We start from the raw sequence: 18,691 nt of genomic DNA, 5'->3' as shown, positions 1-18,691 counted from the left end.
TTTGACGTTGACAGCCAGTGAGCTGACCCTCGCGTACGATGACCGCAAGGTAGTCCAGGACCTCACCGTCGAACTGCCGGCCGGCAGGATCACGGTGATCGTTGGCGCCAACGCCTGCGGTAAATCGACCCTCCTGCGCGGCCTCGCCCGGCTGCTCAAACCGACGGCCGGCGTCGTCAGCCTCGACGGCAAGGACATTCATGCGCTGTCCACCCGTGCCGTCGCCCGCACCCTCGGGCTGCTGCCGCAGACCCCCGTCGCGCCGGACGGGATCACCGTCGCCGATCTGGTGGGGCGCGGCCGCTACCCGCACCAGGGCTGGTTCAGGCAGTGGACCGACGACGACGACGCCGCTGTCGCCGCCGCCCTCGAAGCCACCGACACCCTCGACCTCGTCGACCGATTCGTTGACGAACTGTCCGGCGGTCAGCGGCAACGCGTCTGGATTGCCATGGCCCTGGCCCAGCAGACCGACATCCTCCTGCTGGACGAACCCACCACCTTCCTCGACGTCACCCACCAGGTGGAGGTGCTGGATCTGATCACCGACCTGAACCGGCGCGATGGCACCACGGTTGCCATCGTTCTCCACGACCTCAACCTCGCCGCCCGCTACGCCGACCACCTGATCGCCATGAAGGACGGCCGAATCGCCGCCCAGGGCAACCCGGCCGACGTCGTGACCGAGGAGACAGTCACAGCGGTCTTCGGCCTGCAGTGCCGCGTCATTGCGGATCCTGTGTCCGGCACACCCCTGGTGGTGCCAGTGGGCCGGCACCACTCGAACGCCGAATCCACCCCAGCTTCATCCGACTCGACCACCGGGCGGGGGTACCTGCCCAACCCGCAGGACACGCTGGCGGCCCACCATCTGGAGGCGGCATCATGACCGACGTCGGCAACCGGACCGCCCGGCAGGGTCAGCGCACCGAAGCGGCAGTCCCGGCGGTGACAGCCTTCGACGTCGTCGTGGCCCGGGTGCAGCGCCTGAGCGACAACTTCCAGCGGATCACGTTCGGCGGGTCCTGCCTCAAGGACTTCGGCGTGCGGGGGGCGACCCTCGATCTGCGGATCAAGGTGGTAATCCCCGCCAGCCAGAACGACGACGCCCCCCACCCAAATCTGCGGGAGCTGCTGGAGGCGCCCACCGAGGGGCCCGGCTGGTACCAGCAGTGGCTGGCCCTGGACCCGGCCGACCGTGGATCGATGCGCACCTACACCGTCAGGGAAACCCGGTGCGACGACGACCAGCCCGAGATTGATGTCGATTTCGTGATGCATTTCGACGCCGACGGGAACGGGGGTCCGGCGTCGCTCTGGGCCGCCGCAGCAACACCCGGCGACCGGATCTGGTTGATCGGCCCGAACGCCCACGCCGCCACCTGCACCACTGCCGGATCCTACGGCGGGATCGAATGGCGCCCGGGGCTGGCCAAACACGTCCTGCTCGCCGGTGACGAGACAGCAGTCCCCGCCATCAGCGCCATCCTTGGCTCGCTGCCCACCCACATGGGTGGGCACGCCTTCCTTGAGGTGCCGGACCGGGCGGACTTCCAGGATGTTCCTACCGACTCCTCGGTTCACATCACCTGGCTGGCGCGGGGGCAACACCCCCACGGGGAACTCCTCGACGCAGCGGTCCGCGACGCGGTTCGCGTCCCGGGTTGGGTGTCGCTGGCGGCGCCCTTCGCCGTCGGCGTGGATCCCAGCTCTCCCGCCGGTCTGACCCTCGCGGCTGCCGCTGCCGCGGCGGCCGGTCCCGAGCCGGAAGAGGTGAACATCGATGAGGCGATCCTTTGGGAGACACCCCAGCTGTTGAACGCTTCGGCACTGATCGGCTCGCCTAACCCGGACCGGCCGTCCGGTGCCCTCCCCTTTTACGCCTGGATTGCCGGCGAAGCCGCGATGGTCCGTGGATTGCGGCGCTATCTGGTCCGCGACGTCGGCATCGACCGCAAACGGGTTGCCTTCATGGGGTATTGGCGCAGCGGCCGGTCGGAGCTTAGCTAGCCGCCACGCCCTGTGATATGTAACGGAATTGTAACTTTTCCGGCCGGTGGCCTACCCTTGTAGGGAGCCATTCGCATCATTGTGGCTCCCAGACTGCACGCCTAACCCTGTCAGTAGCTGGCCCCCAATTCACCGTGGCAGGGGTGGAGGACCCATCTTTTGGCAGTTTCCTGCCTAGGGGTGCAGCCCTTCGCAGATTGCTTTTCCGCTCTCGTCGGAACAGTAGGCAGAGGGCCGAGTCAACTCTTGCTCGAATCCGACAGCTAACTTCACCGGCGTTGCAGAGAGGCTTTTGTTGTGCACCATCCGGTTACTTCCGGGCGCCGCCGCGCGTCCGTCGAACCCACATTCCCCCGCCGGTCAGTTGTCCTCGCCACCGGGGCGCTCGCCGCAGCGGCGGGCCTTACCCTGACGGCGTTCTTCCCCTCGGCGGAGGTCCCACCCCGGCCAATCGCGGACGCGGTGACGAGCCCCACCGCGCCCGTCACCGCTGACGCCGACGCCACGATCGACTTCGGTAAGGAATCACCGCTCGCCATGGCCTCCACCCCGGCCGCCAAAACTACAGTCCTGTCCAGTGACGCCGCCACGTTCGCCGCGCCCATCACGGAAGCAACGATCGCCTCGCCGTTCGGCTATCGAGTGAATCCGATGGGCGGGCTCGGCGACGAGCTGCACACCGGCACCGACTACGCCGGCGCGTGCGACACCCCGGTGTTGGCTTCCCGCGCCGGCACCGTGGTGGAATCCGGGTGGCATGCCTACGGCGGTGGCCAGCGGATCGTGGTGGACCACGGCGGGGGACTCGAAACCTCCTACAACCACCTGAACACCCTCGGTGTCAGCGTCGGGGATGCCGTAGCGAAGGGGCAGGGCATCGGCGCCGTCGGCAGCACCGGCAACTCAACCGGCTGCCACCTCCACTTCGAGCTCCTGGTCGACGGCGAAAAGGTCGACCCCCAGACCCGGCTTTAGCGCGCAGCCCGGGAATCCCGCCGGCTGAGCCCCGTGGATGGGATTGTCTAGACAATCCCATCCACCGTGGCCGGCCGGTGGGAAATTGGAGCAGCTACGGGGTCGGGTTGGTGACTACTGCTGGATCCTTCTTGCCGTAGGGCATCCGCAACCGCAACGAGTTTGCATCCACGCGCAGGGCCATGTGGGTGCCCTTGCCGAGTGGGTCTCCGTCCAGTTGGATTTCCTGCGGCTCGTCGAGCTGGATTTCGGCGCTCTTGCACTGAAAGTACTCAAGCGACGGGTCTTTTCCCTTACCCCGGGCGAACAGCTTGCCGACGACGCCGAACCAGCCCAGCCGACCGGTCGGTGCAACGGTCATGACGTCCAGCAGGCCGTCGTCGATCTTCGCCCCCGGAAAAATCTCCAGTCCGCCCATAATCTTGCCGCAGTTTCCACCCATCACGCTGCGCAGGCGGCGGACGATGGGCTCGCCCCCGTCAAGGGTGATACGGGTTCGGGTGGGTTTCCCGCCCAGGTTGCGGATGCCGGCGTCGACGTAGGCCAGCCAGCCCACCTTGTCTTTAAGGTCGTCGCGGGTGTCAGCCATGATTGACGCGTCAAAGCCCAGGCCCGCCATCACCAGAAACACGTGGGATTCCTGCGCGCGGTCCACTGTGACGTGGATGACGTCCACATCGCGCTCGGTGCCGAACAGGGCAGCTTTGGCCGCCTCCTCGGGATTGTCGACGGCGATGTCCAGGTTACGCGCCAGCAGGTTGCCCGTCCCGAGCGGGATCAGGCCCAATGCGACGCCGGTGCCATTGACTACCTCTGCCACGCAACGGACCGTTCCGTCGCCGCCGGCAGCGATCACCACGTCCACACCAGCGTCAACGGCTTCTTTCGCCTGGCCGCGCCCTGGATCGTCGGCCGTCGTCTCCAGGTATAGGACCTCATCCCACCCGTCGGCGGCGCAGAGTTCCGAAACGATCGCGCGAATGTCAGCGCCGGTGTTCTTGACCGGGTTGATGATCAAGGCGGCACGCTTGTTCCGGGTTTCGGCGGGCTGGGTCATGGTGTCCTTCTCGGGGGTCGATGGGGGAATGATCAGGGAACGATCAAGGAATGGGGCTACTTCAACAGAAATTTATCAGGGTACTTGCTAACCCACCTTATCCCGCGCCGGGAGCGGGTAGCCTCGTCTAGTGGAATTTTCTCAGCGGTATGTGGCCCTTGGCGATTCGTTTACGGAAGGCGTGGGCGACTGGCATGAAGCCAGCCCCAACGGTGTGCGCGGGTGGGCGGACCGGGTGGCCGAGCAGCTGATCCTTGCGGACAGCTCGTGGGGCTACGCGAACCTCGCCGTCCGCGGGAAGAAGGTGCGCCAGGTCCTTGACGAACAGATTGATCGTGCGCTCGCCCTACAGCCCACCCTGATCACCATCTACGCGGGCGGCAACGACATTCTGCGGCCGCGCATCGACATCGACGCGTTGATGGCCGCGTACGACGACGGCGTGGGCCGGCTGGCGAGCTCGGGCGCCGCCGTCGTGCTGTTCACCGGGTTTGATTCAGTGGGTTCCGCAGTGTTCGGCACGACCCGCGGCCGGACCGCTATTTACAACGAGCTGGTGCGGGAGATCGCCGACCGGCATCATGCCGATGTAGTGGATTACTGGCGGTTCAGGGAGTTCCAGAACTGGGGATACTGGGACACCGACCGCATGCACATGTCAGCTGCCGGGCACACCCTGATGGCTAAACGGGTGCTCGAAGTCCTGAGGGCCTCCCATGAGATTGACCTGCCCGAGTTGGAGGCGGTGCCGGCGTCGTCGCGCATTGATCAGCTGAGAGCCGACGCCCAGTGGGCCCGGGATTACCTGTCACCGTGGGTCGGCCGACGACTGCGGGGCGTGTCCTCGGGGGATGTGTTGGCGGCCAAGTTTCCGGAGCTCACCCGACCAGTCTGGTCATAAGGGCCACACCCCCACTGCGCCGCCCGAGCGTTCTATGCCAGACTTGATTGATGACCGGTGCTCGATGGTTGAACCCCGATGAGCGGCAAGCCTGGCTTGCCCTCTACGCAGTCACCACCATTTTGCCGGGCACCCTCGACGCCCACCTTTTCCGGCAGGCGAAGATTACCCTGTTCGACTACCATGTCCTGGCGATGCTCTCCGAAACGGAGGACCTCACGCTCGCGATGAGTGAGCTGGCCGGCCGATCGAACGCTTCCCTGTCCCGCCTGAGCCACGTGGTGAAGAAGCTCGAGCAGCGTGGCTGGGTGACCCGGCGCCCGAGTGCCAGCGATGGTCGGGTGACCACAGCACGGATCACTGAGGAGGGCGTGGAGAACGTCCAACTCCTGGCCAGGGAGCATGTCGGGCACGTCCGGAAGGTGGTCTTCGACGCCCTGACCGAGGATGATGTGCACGATCTTGAGCGGATTGGCAAGAAAATCCTGGCCCGTCTCGACGATAGCCACTGGATCCTCGGTGAACCCCCACCCGGGGCTCAGCCGTGAAGCCGCCAAAGCCCACGCTGGCGATTGGTCTTAAACCGCGCCAGCTCCTAGAATGGGAGGGCATCAGGTGGCGGAGCGTGTGCAATTGCTCCGATGTCCGGGAAGTTAGCCTCCGGATGTCGGTAGTTAGGGGCTCAGGTTGCGCGAGAACCGCTCGTCATCCCAACGGCTTTGGCTATTGTTTTGGGGCGCCCCTGATCGCATTCCATGGCAGGTAAGACTGCCGGTACTCAGGTACTTTCATTTAACTCTTTTGGAGGATCGTCATGGCAGCTCACTGCCAAGTGACTGGAGCCGAGCCGGGCTTTGGGCACAGCATTTCCCACTCACACCGCCGCACGAAGCGCAGGTTTGACCCGAATATCCAGAAGAAGCGCTACTGGGTTCCGTCCCTGCGCCGCAATGTCACGCTGCAGGTTTCGGCCCGTGGCATCAAGACCATCGATGTGCGCGGAATTGACGCTGTTGTCGCGTCGATCCTGGCCCGGGGAGTGAAGCTCTAATGGCAAAAGATAAAGACGTACGCCCGATCATCAAGCTGAAGTCGACGGCCGGCACCGGGTACACCTATGTGACCCGTAAGAACCGCCGCAACGACCCGGACCGCATGGTCCTGATGAAGTACGATCCCAAGATCCGTAAGCACGTCGAATTCCGAGAGGAGCGCTAAACACATGGCTAAGAAGTCTAAAATTGCCCGCAACGAACAGCGCAAGGTCATTGTTGAGCGCTACGCCGAGAAGCGCCTTGAGCTGAAGAAGACTCTCGTTGACGCCAACGCGTCGGACGAAGCTCGCGAAGCTGCACGCCTGGGCCTGCAGAAGCTTCCCCGCAACGCCTCACCGGTGCGACTGCGCAACCGCGACCAGATTGATGGGCGCCCCCGCGGCACGCTGCAGAAGTTCGGTATCTCCCGTGTCCGCTTCCGCGACATGGCTCACCGCGGCGAGCTGCCCGGTGTAACCAAGTCCAGCTGGTAACACCGGCTGGCTGGTGCTAACCAGTGTGCAAGAGGACGGCGACCCACGGTCGCCGTCCTCTTGCGTTGAGCGCTCGTGCACTGGTCGCTGTAGTGGTGGTCTATGTAGGCCCGAAGCAGGGATTTCCCGGAGCGAGAACCCGAAATAGGGCCCTTTGGCACCCAAAACCCCCCAAAAACGCCGTAAACGACCGGAGTTTGGTGGTCAAGCTGGTAAGTTTTCGCACAGAGGCTTTCAGAACCGTGAAGGCTTTACAAATAACGGACAAGTCCAGGAGGACGTAAATTGGCAACGAAAGAAACCAAGAACCGCAGCGAACTGGTAGCAGAAGTAGCAGCGAAGGCTGACACCAGCCAGACCGCCGTCAACGGCGTTCTTGACGCACTGTTCGATGTACTGGCAACCTCGGCTGCCAACAACGTGAAGGTCACCATCCCAGGCTGGCTCGCTGTTGAGCGCACTGAGCGTGCCGCCCGCACCGGCCGCAACCCCCAGACCGGCGAGACCATCCAGATTGCAGCAGGCAGCAGCGTCAAGCTGACCGCCGGTTCCAAGCTGAAGGCTGCTGTCAAGTAGTCATTCACCTGGTCCGCTAGGGACTCCAGGCCGTCACCCTTTCCGGTGGCGGCCTTTCCTTTTAACCTGCTGCTCAGAGGGACGTGGAGCGCGGCGGATGACTGCGAATTGTTAGCGCTTCTACGGAGGGTAGACAATAGGAAGCGTGGCTACTACAACGAAGGCGCCCCGGCAGACCGACCGCCCGGGCGCACAGCAGGTCAAGGTTGGCTGGCTCATCGCCGGCGGAGCCGCCGTCGTGACGACCCTCGTCCTTGCGTTGCTGTTCACCGGTGCCGCCAGCCCGCGCCAGCTCGGCGACCCGGGGGCCCTGACCCGCTGGGGTCTGCCCGTGGCCAAGGCTCTCAATAACGTGTCGGCCGCCGCGGTGATCGGGTCACTGGTCTTCGCGGTGATGATCCTCCCGCGCCGGGTCGCTGGCTCACGCCGCCGCTCCAGCGAAGCAGAGGCCCCTGGCGAGGAACATCCGGCGTTCGGCGCGGTCATGACCCTCGCCTCGGCCGCTGCGGTGTCGTGGACCCTGGCCGCGGTCGGGGTGCTGCTGTTCACCTACTCCGACGCTGCGGGTCTGCCGCTAAGTGGCGATCCGGGCTACACCGAAGGCCTGGCGTCCTACCTCACCGACTTCGATACCGGCCGTGCCTGGCTGTCGACCGTGTTGATCGCCGCCGTCGTCGCCACCATGACGTTCGGTGCGCGCTCCAGTGGCTGGCTGGCCCTGACCGGCATCCTGTCCCTCCTTGGACTGATACCCATGGCTCTGATCGGTCATTCGGCCAGCGGCGATGACCACTACGCGGCCATCAATTCGATCGCCCTGCACCTGGTGGGGGTCTGCCTGTGGATCGGCGGCATCATCGTCCTGGCAGTGATCAGCGGACGATTGGGTTCCCTGACCCCCAGCGTGCTCCACCGCTTCTCGGCCCTCGCCGGGTTCGCTTTCGTCCTCGTGGTGGCATCCGGAATCATCAACGCCAGCCTGCGGATCAACGACCTGGGCCAGCTCAGCTCGGAGTGGGGGCTGCTGGTCACCTTCAAGACCGTAGCGACGCTCCTGCTCGGCGGTATCGGACTGATGCACCGGCAGTGGATCATCCCGCAGCTCGGAGACGGCAGCGGCGCGCCTGCCGGCGGTCAGCTCTCCGCCCGGCGAGTCCTGTGGCAGCTGATCGCCGTGGAACTGGTCATCATGGGCGCCGTCTCCGGCGTCGCCGTGGCCCTGGGGCGCACCGCGCCTCCCGTCAGCGACGAAATCGCGCCCGACGCAACCCCTGCACGCATCCTTTCCGGGTATGACCTGCCGCCCGAACTGACCCCCGAACGGTGGTTCTCCGAATGGCGCTTCGACTGGCTATGGGTCGCCTTCGTGGCGGTCGCCGGCGTCGCCTACCTGCGCGGCGTCATCAGGGTGCGCAAACGCGGCGACGACTGGTCCCTCCTGCGCCTGGCCAGCTGGCTGGTGGGGTTGGCGCTGCTGACCTACGTCACCTCCGGCGCTCCCGCCGTCTACGGCATGGTGCTGTTCAGCGCCCACATGGTAGGCCACATGGCACTGACCATGGTGGTCCCGCTGTTCCTGGTCCTTGGCGCACCGGTCACCCTGGCGCTGAAAGCGCTCACCCCGCGCGGGGACGGTTCCCGGGGCCTCCGCGAGTGGATCCTGGTGGTGGTGCACTCCCGCTTCTCGGCGCTCGTGACGCACCCGCTGTTCGCCGCGGCCAACTTCGCTGGCTCCATCGTGATCTTCTACTATTCGCCGCTGTTCGGCTTCGCGGTGCGCGAGCACGTCGGCCACGAGCTCATGTACGTGCACTTCCTGATCACCGGCTACCTCTTCGTGCTGTCCATGCTGGGCTCTGATCCGGTGCCGCGCCGCGCGCCCTACCCGCTGCGGATCCTGCTCCTGTTCGCCACGATGGCTTTCCATGCCTTTTTCGGTGTCGCGCTCATGGGGTCGACGTCGCTGCTCCAGGCGTCCTGGTTCGGCAACATGGGCCGGGATTGGGGTCCGTCGGCCCTTGAGGACCAGCAACTCGGCGGCGCACTCACCTGGGGAATAGGCGAGATTCCGACGCTGCTGGTGGCGATTGGCGTTGCGATCATGTGGTCGCGCGACGACGCCCGCGAGTCCAAACGGACCGACCGCGCCGCGGACAGGAATAACGACGCCGATCTCACCGCTTACAACAACATGTTCGCCTCGCTGGCGAAACGCGACACCCGCCGCAGTTCGGGGACACCCGGAGCCGGTGAGTCAGCCCCATCCCCCACACCTGACCGACCAGGAGAGCGTGAATGACTGAGACATCGATGACTTCGATCCGCACCGACTACCGGGTGCGCGCCTCCGAACTGGTGGGCCGCAACTGGCTGAACACCGGGGGGCGTCAGCTCACCCTTGAGGACCTGCGCGGGAAAATCGTCATCCTCGATTTCTGGACGTTCTGCTGCATCAACTGCCTACACGTGCTGGACGAGCTGCGTCCGCTGGAACAAAAGTTCAGCGACGTCGTCGTCACAGTGGGCGTCCATTCGCCCAAGTTCGAACACGAAGCTGATCCGGACGCGCTGGCCGCCGCGGTGGAACGCTACGACATCCAACACCCGGTGCTTGACGACCCGGAGCTGACCACCTGGCAGGCCTACACCGCACGCGCCTGGCCCACCCTGGTTGTCGTGGACCCCGAGGGCTACATCGTGGCTCACCTCTCCGGGGAAGGCCATGCGGCCGGTCTGGAGTCGCTGGTGCAGGAACTCGTCGAGGAGCACACCTCCAAGGGCACGCTGCACCGCGGCGACGGGCCCTATGTTCCCGCCGAAAGCACAGCCGGCGTCCTTCGGTTTCCCGGCAAAGCTGTTCCGCTGGATAACGGCTCTCTCCTCGTCGGCGACACCGGCCACCACCGTCTGGTGGAACTCGACGCGGATCTGGTCACCGTCCGCCGCACCATCGGGTCGGGGGAGAAGGGCTTTGTCGACGGGGCCGCCGCCACAGCCCAGTTCAACGAACCTCAGGGCCTCGCTGTCCTCCCCCCGCACATCGCCCGGGAGGTAGGGTACGACGTCGTCGTCGCCGACTCGGTCAACCACCGGCTCCGCGGCGTCGCCCTCGCTGATGGTGCAGTCAGCACCGTCGTGGGTAACGGCGTTCAGCGCCTGCTGGATGCCGGAAACCAGGTGAAGGCCCGCCCGTCCGAGCTTCAGGAGAACGCCGACCAGGCGAACGGGTACGACGTCGGGACCCCCGAGGATGCGACCCCCCGCCTCACCGACACCCACCTAGGCACCCGACCGCTGGAGGTCTCGCTGTCCTCCCCGTGGGACGTGCTGTGGTCCACGGTGCTCGAACGCGTGGTCATCGCGATGGCGGGCACCCATCAGCTGTTCACCTTCGACCCCGTCACCGGTGCCGTGGACATCCTCGCCGGCACCGGGCTTGAGGGCCTGCTCGACGGCGACGCGTCCGAGGCCTGGTTCGCCCAATCCTCGGGGCTCGCCGAAGACGCCAGCGGCAACATCTGGGTCGCCGACTCGGAGACCTCGGCGATCCGGACCCTGTCCTTCCCTGAGGTGAACGGCCACCGGCGGACCCAGGTGCGGACCGCCGTCGGCACCGGACTGTTCGACTTCGGGTTCCGCGACGGTCCAGCCGATCAGGCCCGGCTGCAACACCCCCTGGGCATCACGGCGCTCCCCGACGGATCGGTGGCCATCGCTGACACCTACAATGGGGCAGTCCGCCGCTTCGACCCCGTCACCGGGCAGGTGTCGACGCTGGCACGTGGCCTCTCAGAGCCCTGCGACGTCCTGCTGGACCTCACGCCCACCGCGACCGGCAGCGAACCACTCCTGATCGTCGTGGAAGCCAACCGGCACCAGCTGGTTCGCGTGCCCATCCCCAAGGAGGCGCTCGCCGTCGATGAAGGTGCCTCCCAGACGCTGCGGCCGCAGACCGCCGTCGTCCCTGGTTCGCACGCGCTGACCATCCGGTTCGCCGCACCCAAGGGGCAGAAACTCGACGACCGGTGGGGGGACCCGACGCAGCTGAAGATATCCTCGTCGCCGGATGAATTGTTGGTTTCCGGCGGGGGGACATCGGTGGGACTGACCCGGGAGTTGGTGCTGTCCGATGCTGTCACCGAGGGTGTTCTGCACATCACCGCGCGCGCTGCGGCCTGCGACGGCGAGCCGGGCGGGGAAATCCCCGATCACGCGGCCTGCCACTTGTACCAGCAGGACTGGGGCATCCCGGTGCGGCTGAGCGCCGACGGCGAAACCGAACTGACGCTGGACCTGCGCGGCCTGGATTAGTCCTGGCCCGCTAGTACTGGACCACCGGGGTGACGGCGATCTTGTCGTCGCTCACTGACAGTCGTGCGGTGAAGCCGAACTCCCGGGGGACCGTCACCGCTTCGATGGTGCCGGTGAACAGGTCCTGGAGCGACGTGGACAGCTCGGCGGTGCCCGACAGGGGCGCCATCACCCAGTCGCCGTTGAACGGTTCAATGGCGACGGCCGGGTACTCGGTGATGGACCACCGGATGTCCCCGGCCACCCTGTTCTCGGTCTGGAAATTGAACGGGCAGTTGGCCGGCTGGAACACCTTCTGCGCCGCGCACTCATCAAGGAAGCGCCGGACCTGACCGTTAACGGTCTCCACCAGGGCATCGGTCGCCGCGGTGGCCAGGGCGATCCGCTTTCCGGTGGCCATCCGGTCGGTGACGGCCACCGTCTGGGCGGGAGCCGCAAAGTACTCGCTGGTGTAGTGAGCTTCGAAATCGCCGGGATAGAACACCGCGAACCGGTTCCTGCCCTCGGGCATGCCGACCCGGGTGCCGTTGAGGGTGGCCTCCGCCTGATTGATCACCGAGAGCTCGAGCGTGGGCAGCACCGAGGGCACAAACTCCCAGGTGTTGAAGAACAGCCACTCGGTGCCAGCGCGTTCGAGCAGGAATGTGGAGGTGTGTTCGGTGCCGCGGACCGTGTAGGTGATGGCGATGTCCACCCGACCATCACCGACCTCAACAGGTTCGCTGACCGTGACGTTCTCCACGGCTGACATGGACTGCTGCAGGGGCGCGCCGTCAATCATCGCCGCATTGGCTGCCGGGACCGAGCCGTTGAGCAGGCCCAGGGCGCGTTCGCCGTCGCCGTCGGAGAGCGCCTCGAGGTAGTCGTGGACCTGTTCCTCGGGGCTGAAAAGGTGGGCGTTGACCAGCACCACGGTGGTGATCGCACCGGCAACCACGACCATCAGCCCCAGCAGCCAGGCTGCGAGGACTTTGATCACCGAGGACGTTTGCACGTTATTACGTTACCCGTTGAGCGGTTGACGGTTACCAACGACGACGACTACGCCTCCGCTGGGTGCCGAACAGTCCGCGGGCCAGCTCGGCCCCGATCGACCCGGCGGCCTTCACCGCAAGGTCCATCAGGTCACCGCCCTGCTCGCGCTCCTCGGGAGCCGTCCGGCTCGGTGATCGGCCGGGCGGGGCCGGGGCTGTGGTGGGTGGCGCCGCTGGCTGTTCGCGCGGCGTACCGGCGGCGAGTTTCTCGAATGCCGAGTGGTTATCGACGGCGGACCCGTAGCGTTCGCTGAGCGGGGAGAGACTGACGATACGTTCAACAACTCCTGGTGTTGAGGCTCCCATGGTCGATTCGGGCGATCTCATCCTGGCCCACGCCACGGGAGTGGGTGCGCCCTGGTCGTTCATGACGGTCACCACCGCTTCACCCGTCCCAGCGGAGGTGAGCACCTTCGACAGGTCATAACTGCTGGTCGGAAACGTTGACACAGTGGCTTTGAGGGCCTTAGCGTCGTCCGGGGTGAAGACTCTCAACGCGTGCTGGACGCGGTTGGCCAACTGACCCAGCACCTCAGCGGGGACGTCCCGGGGAGTCTGGGTCACAAAAAAGATGCCGATTCCCTTCGACCGGATGAGGCGCACCGTCGTCTGAATCGATTGCAGGAACTCTTTGGAGGCGCCGTTGAAGAGCAGATGTGCTTCGTCAAGGAAGAAGACCAGCTTCGGCTTGTCCTGGTCGCCAACTTCGGGCAGGTCAGCGAACAAGTCGGCGAGCAGCCACATCAGGAACGTGGAGAACAGTTGGGGTGACTGCAGCATGGTGGGCAGTTCCAGGCAGCTGATCATTCCCCGGCCGTCAGCTGCGAGACAGAGCAGATCGGCGGTGTCGAATTCAGGCTCCCCAAAAAACACCTCCATACCCTGGGTCTGGAGGGTGATCAGCTCCCGCAGGATGACCCCGGCGGTGGCCTTGGACAGTCCACCGAGATCCTTGAGGGCGGGTTTACCCTCGTCGGAGGTCAGGAAGGAAATGACCGCCCGCAGGTCGGCGAGATTGAACAGTTCAAGACCCGCCTGATCCGCGTAGTGGAAGACCAGGGCCAGACTCGATTCCTGGGTCTCATTCAGGTCCATCACCCGGGAGAGCAGCAGCGGGCCGAACGCCGAGATGGTGGCACGCACCGGAATTCCCACCCCGTTGCCGCCCAGGGAGAAGTATTCGACGGGGAAACTCCTCGCGGCCCATTGCTGGCCCACGCTCCGGGTCCGGGACAGCAACTTCTCGGTGCCGTTGCCGGGGGTGGACAGACCGGTCAAATCGCCCTTGATATCGGCCAGAAACACGGGAACACCCTGAGCGCACAGCTGCTCAGCCATCACCTGCAACGTGATGGTCTTCCCGGTTCCCGTGGCGCCGGCCACCAGACCGTGACGGTTCATCATCGCCAGCGGCAGCCGCACCGGCGCCTCAGGATGGACTTCCCCGTCCACCAGTGCAGCACCGAGATGAATCGATGCCCCGGCGAAAGTGTAGCCCTCGACAATCTCGGCAACCTGCGCTGAGCCGTCAGCGACTGTCATGGTTCACAGCGTGCATAGCTGTCACTTCCTCTGGCGTTGGGACCCCGACGACGCAGGTCACCGATGAATGGTGGGTCAGCTGGCGGCCGCGTGCTTGCCGCCACCTTGCTGGCCGGCGTCGTCGGTGACGTTACCCTGCCGGTTACCCGACCCGTGACCGTTGGCTCGGTCTGCTTCCTGGGCGGTGGCGATCTCCTCGGCACGCTCCTCCCCGGCTTCTGCGGTGAGGGCTGCGCCGGCCTCGGCGTCGCGTGTCAGGTTCTCCCCGGACTCAGGATCAAACAGGTGTAGTTTGCGGGTGTCCAGCCAGATGTCCGCTTCACGGCCACCGCGGATCCGGCTGGCGGCGTCGAGGGTCACCACAATCTGGGGGCGGAGCTCATCGGCGTCCATGTCGCGGGCCAGGTTGTTCAGCAGCTCACGCACCTCGGGGTCCGGGTCGAAGTTAATGTAGCCGTACTGCTCGTTACCAAGCCACTCGGTGTGGGTGAGGGTGGCCGAGAAGACCGAGCCGTGGGGTCGCTTGGATTCTTCGACGAGCTTGGCGTCCTCAAAGAACTCGGGCCGCACCCCTACCAGAACCACCTTTTTACCTTCGGCCTTCGCTGCCTTCTCGGCGGGGATGTCGAGCTCGCCGAGGACCGTCTTCAGCTTGCCTCCCTCGATGGTGGCGGGAAGGAAGTTCATCGACGGTGAGCCGATGAATCCTGCCACGAAGAGGTTCACCGGCTGTTCGTAGAGCTCCCGGGGGGAGGCGATCTGCTGCAGTTCCCCCTTCTTCAGCACGGCAACCCGGTCGCCCAGAGTCATGGCTTCGGTCTGGTCGTGGGTGACATACACGCTGGTCACCCCGAGCCGGCGCTGCATCTGTGAAATCTCGGAGCGCATCTGGCCGCGCAGCTTGGCGTCCAGGTTGGACAGTGGCTCGTCGAAGAGGAACGCGTCAGCCTGGCGCACAATGGCCCGGCCCATCGCCACTCGCTGCCGTTGACCGCCGGAGAGGTTGGCCGGTTTGCGCTGCAGGTGGTCGGTGAGCTCCAGGGTGGCGGCCGCCTCGGTGACCAGCTCGTTCACCTGATCCTCGGTGTGCTTGCCCTTGGCGAGGCGCAGCGGGAACGCGATGTTCTCGTACACGGTCAGGTGGGGGTACAGCGCATAGTTCTGAAACACCATGGCCAGGTTACGGTCGCGGGGTGCCTTGTCGTTGACGCGCTTGCCGTCGATCAGGAGCTCGCCGTCCGTGATGTCCTCAAGCCCCACGATCATGCGGAGGAGAGTCGATTTGCCGCAGCCCGACGGGCCAACCAGGATGATAAATTCGCCGTCGGCAATATCGATGCTGATGTCATTGACGGCGGGGAACCCGTCGCCGTATTTCTTGACCAGGTTGTTGAGAGTAATTGAAGCCATTTTCTGGTGATCCTTTTCTATGTAACTGGCGCGAGCGGCGGGGACTGAGCCGTTAGCCCTTTACGGCGCCGGAGGTCAGGCCTGAAACGATTTGGCGTTGGAACAGCAGGACCAACAGGACGATCGGGATGGTGACGATGATCGCCGCAGCCGAAATGGCGCCGGTGGGTGACTCGAACTGCGAAGCACCGGTGAAGAACGCCAGTGCTGCCGGAACCGGCCGCGCGGCTTCGGTGGACGTCAGCGAAATGCCGTAGACGAAGTCGTTCCACGCGATGAAGAACGCGATAATCGCCGTCGTGAAGACACCCGGGGCGGCCAACGGGACGATGGCTTTGCGGAAGGCCTGCCAGGTGGTGGCGCCGTCCACCTGCGCCGCCTGCTCCAGTTCCCATGGGATCTGGCGGAAAAACGCTGCCAGCGTCCAGATGGAGATCGGTAGGGTCAGGGACAGGTAGGGGATGATCAGGCCCAGCCAGGTGTCATACAGCCCGATGTTGCGCCACAGGTTGAAGAGGGGAGTGACGATCGAGATCACCGGGAAGATGGAGACCGCCAGGGCGGTGGTGAGGACCAGTTTCTTGCCGGGGAAATCCAGTCGTGCAATCGCGTAGGCGCACAGGGTGGCCAGGATGACGGCGATCGCCGTTGCGATGAGCGAGATGCCGATGGAGTTGCGCAGGGATGTCAGGAACAGTTCCTGTGCGTCGCCGACCAGAATCTGCTCGTAGTTGGAGATGGTGGCGGCTCCCGACGACGGCAGGAAGCTTCCGTTGGTGAGATCGCTGGGGGACTTGAACGAGGTGGCCAAGATGGAGGCCACCGGGAAGAGGGCGTAGATCAGTACCAGGACCGAGATAACCGCCCACCAGATCTTTTCGCGCCGGGAAGAGTTCTTCATTTCTTTTCTCCTCTCGTGCCGGCAAGATCCACTTTGAAGATCTTGATGGCAGCGAAACTGATCAGGATGACGCAGAGGAACAGCAGGACAGACACCGCCGAGCCGAGACCTATCTCGAGGCGGCTGATCGACGTCCGGTAGGCAAGAAGCGAGAGCACTTCCGTGTTGTTCTCACCGTTGGTCATGATGAACACGTTGTCGAAGATTCGGAAGGCGTCCAGTGCCCTGAAGAGGACGGCGACCATGATCGCTGCCTTCATGTTGGGGATCACCACTTTACGCATCTGCTCCCACCAGGTGGCGCCGTCGACCTTGGCTGCCTCGGTGAGCTCATCGGGTACCTGCGCCAGGCCGGCGAGGAGCAGCAGCGAGATGAAGGGGGTGGTCTTCCAGATCTCGGACGCCATGATCACGAACAGCGAGGTGCCGGTCTGGGCGAACCAGTTCAGGTCCGAATCGATGCCCGGCACCCAGTCAAACCAGGCGTTTACGTAGCCGGAATTGATGTCGAAGGCGTAGAACCAGGCGTACGCCGACACCACGGTGATAATGCCGTAGGGCACCAGGATCGCGGTCCGGAGGATGCCTTTCAGCGATTTCAGGGCCTTGCTCATGACCAGGGCGAGGGCAAAGCCGAGAACCAACTCGACGGCGACGGTTATCACCGTGATAAGAACTGTTACCAGAAGGCCCTGCCACCACACGCCGTCGGAGAGGATCGTAATGTAGTTCGCGAACCAGATGAACTCCCGCTCGTCGGGGGCGGTGAGCCGGAACGCGAAGAGGGATTCGAAGAACGCCTGCAGAATCGGGTATAGGGTCACCAGCAGCATCACGACGAAGGCTGGACCGGCGAGGTACCAGCCCATCCGCCGTTCGGCTTTGACCCGGTCGCTGTACTGCTTCTTCGGCGACTTACCGGTTCGCTTGTTGGCGGCGTCGGGCTTGTTGATCGTTGAGCTACTCACAGTAGCCTCTCCCCTCTGAGCACTGCGGTGATGAACTCCTGGGACTGCTCCGGGGTCCGGTCAGAGTCCACCTCGTTGGGTGGTGACCATTCCTGCTGCAGTCCGGTGGAGATTTCGTTGTAGAACGGTGTCTGGGGCCGGGGGGCCGCGAGTTCAAGGGAATCCCTGATGGTGGTGGCCATCGGGAAATCTTCCTCGATCGTGGGATCGTCGTAGGCCTCCGAGTTGGATGGCGGGTTGCCGTTGGTGATGAAGTACTCGGTCTGGTTCTCCGGCTTGACGATGCACTCGATCGCCTCGTAGGCCAGCTCCGGGCTGTCGCTGGCCGCTCCGACGCCGAGGTTAATTCCGCCCAGGGGTGGCGCGGTGTCCTCGCCCTCGGTGACCGCTGGGAACAGCGCCCACCCGATGTCGTCGACTACCGACTGGTCAAGGGATCCCGCCTCGACGGCGCCCAGGGTGGCGGGCCAGACGAACGGGTAGTTGACCATGAAGGAGCCCTCATCGCCCTGGAACAGGGTGAGGGACGTGTTCTCCGTGGAAGTCGGCAGACCCGGACCGCCGAGTCCCTCAGCGCCGATGGTGCCGATGATCCGGGCCGCCTCGCGGCCGGCGTCGGACACCAGTCCCAGTTCGAGCTCGTCGGCCGGAGCCTCGGGGTTCTCGAGGATCTGGCCGCCGGCGGATGCCACGAGGGCGTTGATCCACACGGTCATCGACTCGGCGGGGGAGCCCTGCACGCCGAGCAGTTTGTCCTGTTCGGTGGCCGCGTCGATCAGCTGGTCCCACGTCACCGGCTGGGACATGTCCAGCCCTGCAGCCTCAGCCACCGATTCGCGGTACCAAAGTATCTGGGTGTTCGCCCAGAAAGGCACTGTCACCAGTTCGTCTTTCCAGGTGGCGCCGGCAAGGGCGCCTTCGAGAACGTCTTCGGAGAACACGTCTACCGAGTCTTCGGGAATGGGTGCGAGGAAGCCCGGCTCCGCAAGTTCGGGGATGAACGGCGGGTCAATGCTCATGATGTCCATCGACGTGTCGCCGGCAGCGAGCCTCCGCGCCAGCTGCTCGCGCTGTGCTGCTGCATCGGTCGGCAGGAGCGACGTCTCAATCCGGTAGGCGCCGTCGGCCTCTTCGGTGCAGCTGGCAGCAATCGCAGCCTGTCCACCGGCGTCGGGGTTGATGTACCAGGTGAGCGTCGTTTCGCTTTCCGCCGGGCCGCAACCGGTCAACAGCATGGTCCCCGTGACCAGGGTTGCCACAGCCGCGGACTTTGGCCGGCTCCGGACTGGATCGAGTTTCCTTCGCCTTTTGGGCATTCCCACTGTGCCTCCACCTCATTGTAGAAAGCCCGGTCGCCCTAGATACAGCAGACGAACCAAAGCAACCTTATCTTTGAGACCCTATGCCCTGAGCTGGAAATCCGCCAGAATATCCGATTGCAATCCGGGCGAGGCCGATCGACGGAGGCAAAGCGAAAA

At 64.8% G+C, this 18,691-nt stretch carries 18 protein-coding genes and 1 riboswitch; of the genes, 11 read left to right on the top strand and 7 right to left on the bottom strand.

Features of this window, described 5'->3' with window-relative positions:
* Window position 1 precedes the first annotated feature (1 nt).
* The 3 genes from ACX80G_RS05690 to ACX80G_RS05680 all read left to right on the top strand — a co-directional run bounded on the left by ACX80G_RS05690 (window position 2) and on the right by ACX80G_RS05680 (window position 2,985).
* Window positions 2–889 (top strand): ABC transporter ATP-binding protein, encoded by an 888-nt coding sequence (locus ACX80G_RS05690; RefSeq protein WP_459306309.1) that lies wholly within the window; start codon window positions 2–4, stop codon window positions 887–889.
* A complete protein-coding gene (locus ACX80G_RS05685; RefSeq protein ID WP_459306307.1) occupies window positions 886–2,010 on the top strand; it encodes a siderophore-interacting protein in 1,125 nt (374 codons plus the stop codon). The genes ACX80G_RS05690 and ACX80G_RS05685 overlap by 4 nt, the downstream gene beginning before the upstream one ends.
* 105 nt (window positions 2,011–2,115) lie before the next feature.
* Window positions 2,116–2,303, top strand: a riboswitch (cyclic di-AMP (ydaO/yuaA leader).
* A gap of 4 nt (window positions 2,304–2,307) precedes the next feature.
* Window positions 2,308–2,985, top strand: a complete 678-nt coding sequence (locus ACX80G_RS05680) for a M23 family metallopeptidase (RefSeq protein ID WP_459306305.1) — start codon at window positions 2,308–2,310, stop codon at window positions 2,983–2,985.
* 94 nt (window positions 2,986–3,079) lie between these two features.
* On the opposite strand, the gene ACX80G_RS05675 is transcribed toward ACX80G_RS05680, so the two are convergent.
* Entirely contained in the window at window positions 3,080–4,042 is a 963-nt protein-coding gene (locus tag ACX80G_RS05675) for a diacylglycerol/lipid kinase family protein (RefSeq protein ID WP_459306304.1), read from the bottom strand.
* 130 nt (window positions 4,043–4,172) lie between these two features.
* Between ACX80G_RS05675 and ACX80G_RS05670 the strand changes: the two genes are divergently transcribed.
* From ACX80G_RS05670 to ACX80G_RS05635, 8 genes are all read left to right on the top strand, one after another.
* A complete protein-coding gene (locus ACX80G_RS05670; RefSeq protein ID WP_459306303.1) occupies window positions 4,173–4,943 on the top strand; it encodes an SGNH/GDSL hydrolase family protein in 771 nt (256 codons plus the stop codon).
* A gap of 50 nt (window positions 4,944–4,993) precedes the next feature.
* Window positions 4,994–5,491, top strand: coding sequence for a MarR family winged helix-turn-helix transcriptional regulator (locus ACX80G_RS05665; RefSeq protein WP_459306302.1), 498 nt, complete (start codon window positions 4,994–4,996; stop codon window positions 5,489–5,491).
* 266 nt (window positions 5,492–5,757) lie between these two features.
* Window positions 5,758–5,994, top strand: coding sequence for a 50S ribosomal protein L28 (gene rpmB / locus ACX80G_RS05660; protein WP_019481733.1), 237 nt, complete (start codon window positions 5,758–5,760; stop codon window positions 5,992–5,994).
* Window positions 5,994–6,161 carry a 50S ribosomal protein L33 gene (gene rpmG, locus ACX80G_RS05655; protein ID WP_019481734.1) on the top strand — a complete coding sequence of 56 codons (168 nt, stop codon included), beginning with the start codon at window positions 5,994–5,996 and terminating at the stop codon, window positions 6,159–6,161. Before rpmB ends, rpmG begins: the two co-directional genes overlap by 1 nt.
* Window positions 6,162–6,165: 4 nt before the next feature.
* On the top strand, window positions 6,166–6,471 hold the full coding sequence (gene rpsN / locus ACX80G_RS05650) for a 30S ribosomal protein S14 (protein WP_196840064.1): 306 nt from the start codon (window positions 6,166–6,168) through the stop codon (window positions 6,469–6,471).
* A gap of 285 nt (window positions 6,472–6,756) precedes the next feature.
* A complete protein-coding gene (locus tag ACX80G_RS05645) occupies window positions 6,757–7,047 on the top strand; it encodes an HU family DNA-binding protein (protein ID WP_019481737.1) in 291 nt (96 codons plus the stop codon).
* Between the two features lie 145 nt (window positions 7,048–7,192).
* Entirely contained in the window at window positions 7,193–9,346 is a 2,154-nt protein-coding gene (locus ACX80G_RS05640) for a bifunctional copper resistance protein CopD/cytochrome c oxidase assembly protein (RefSeq protein ID WP_459306300.1), read from the top strand.
* The gene (locus ACX80G_RS05635) at window positions 9,343–11,358 is read left to right on the top strand and encodes an NHL domain-containing thioredoxin family protein (protein ID WP_459306298.1); all 2,016 of its coding nucleotides are present in this window, start codon (window positions 9,343–9,345) and stop codon (window positions 11,356–11,358) included. Before ACX80G_RS05640 ends, ACX80G_RS05635 begins: the two co-directional genes overlap by 4 nt.
* A gap of 10 nt (window positions 11,359–11,368) precedes the next feature.
* Here ACX80G_RS05635 and ACX80G_RS05630 read toward each other — a convergent pair whose 3' ends face one another.
* The 6 genes from ACX80G_RS05630 to ACX80G_RS05605 form a co-directional block, all read right to left on the bottom strand.
* Window positions 11,369–12,352, bottom strand: coding sequence for a hypothetical protein (locus tag ACX80G_RS05630; RefSeq protein ID WP_459306296.1), 984 nt, complete (start codon window positions 12,350–12,352; stop codon window positions 11,369–11,371).
* 31 nt (window positions 12,353–12,383) lie between these two features.
* Window positions 12,384–13,934, bottom strand: coding sequence for a helicase HerA-like domain-containing protein (locus tag ACX80G_RS05625; RefSeq protein WP_459306294.1), 1,551 nt, complete (start codon window positions 13,932–13,934; stop codon window positions 12,384–12,386).
* Between the two features lie 75 nt (window positions 13,935–14,009).
* Window positions 14,010–15,344, bottom strand: coding sequence for an ABC transporter ATP-binding protein (locus ACX80G_RS05620; RefSeq protein WP_459306292.1), 1,335 nt, complete (start codon window positions 15,342–15,344; stop codon window positions 14,010–14,012).
* Between the two features lie 52 nt (window positions 15,345–15,396).
* A complete protein-coding gene (locus tag ACX80G_RS05615) occupies window positions 15,397–16,245 on the bottom strand; it encodes a carbohydrate ABC transporter permease (protein ID WP_459306291.1) in 849 nt (282 codons plus the stop codon).
* On the bottom strand, window positions 16,242–17,198 hold the full coding sequence (locus tag ACX80G_RS05610) for a carbohydrate ABC transporter permease (RefSeq protein WP_459306654.1): 957 nt from the start codon (window positions 17,196–17,198) through the stop codon (window positions 16,242–16,244). Before ACX80G_RS05610 ends, ACX80G_RS05615 begins: the two co-directional genes overlap by 4 nt.
* Window positions 17,199–17,209: 11 nt before the next feature.
* Window positions 17,210–18,529, bottom strand: coding sequence for an extracellular solute-binding protein (locus ACX80G_RS05605; protein ID WP_459306290.1), 1,320 nt, complete (start codon window positions 18,527–18,529; stop codon window positions 17,210–17,212).
* Between the last annotated feature and the right edge of the window lie 162 nt (window positions 18,530–18,691).

Source organism: Arthrobacter glycogeni (genome assembly GCF_054510815.1).
This window is presented reverse-complemented; position numbering and strand designations above follow the sequence as displayed.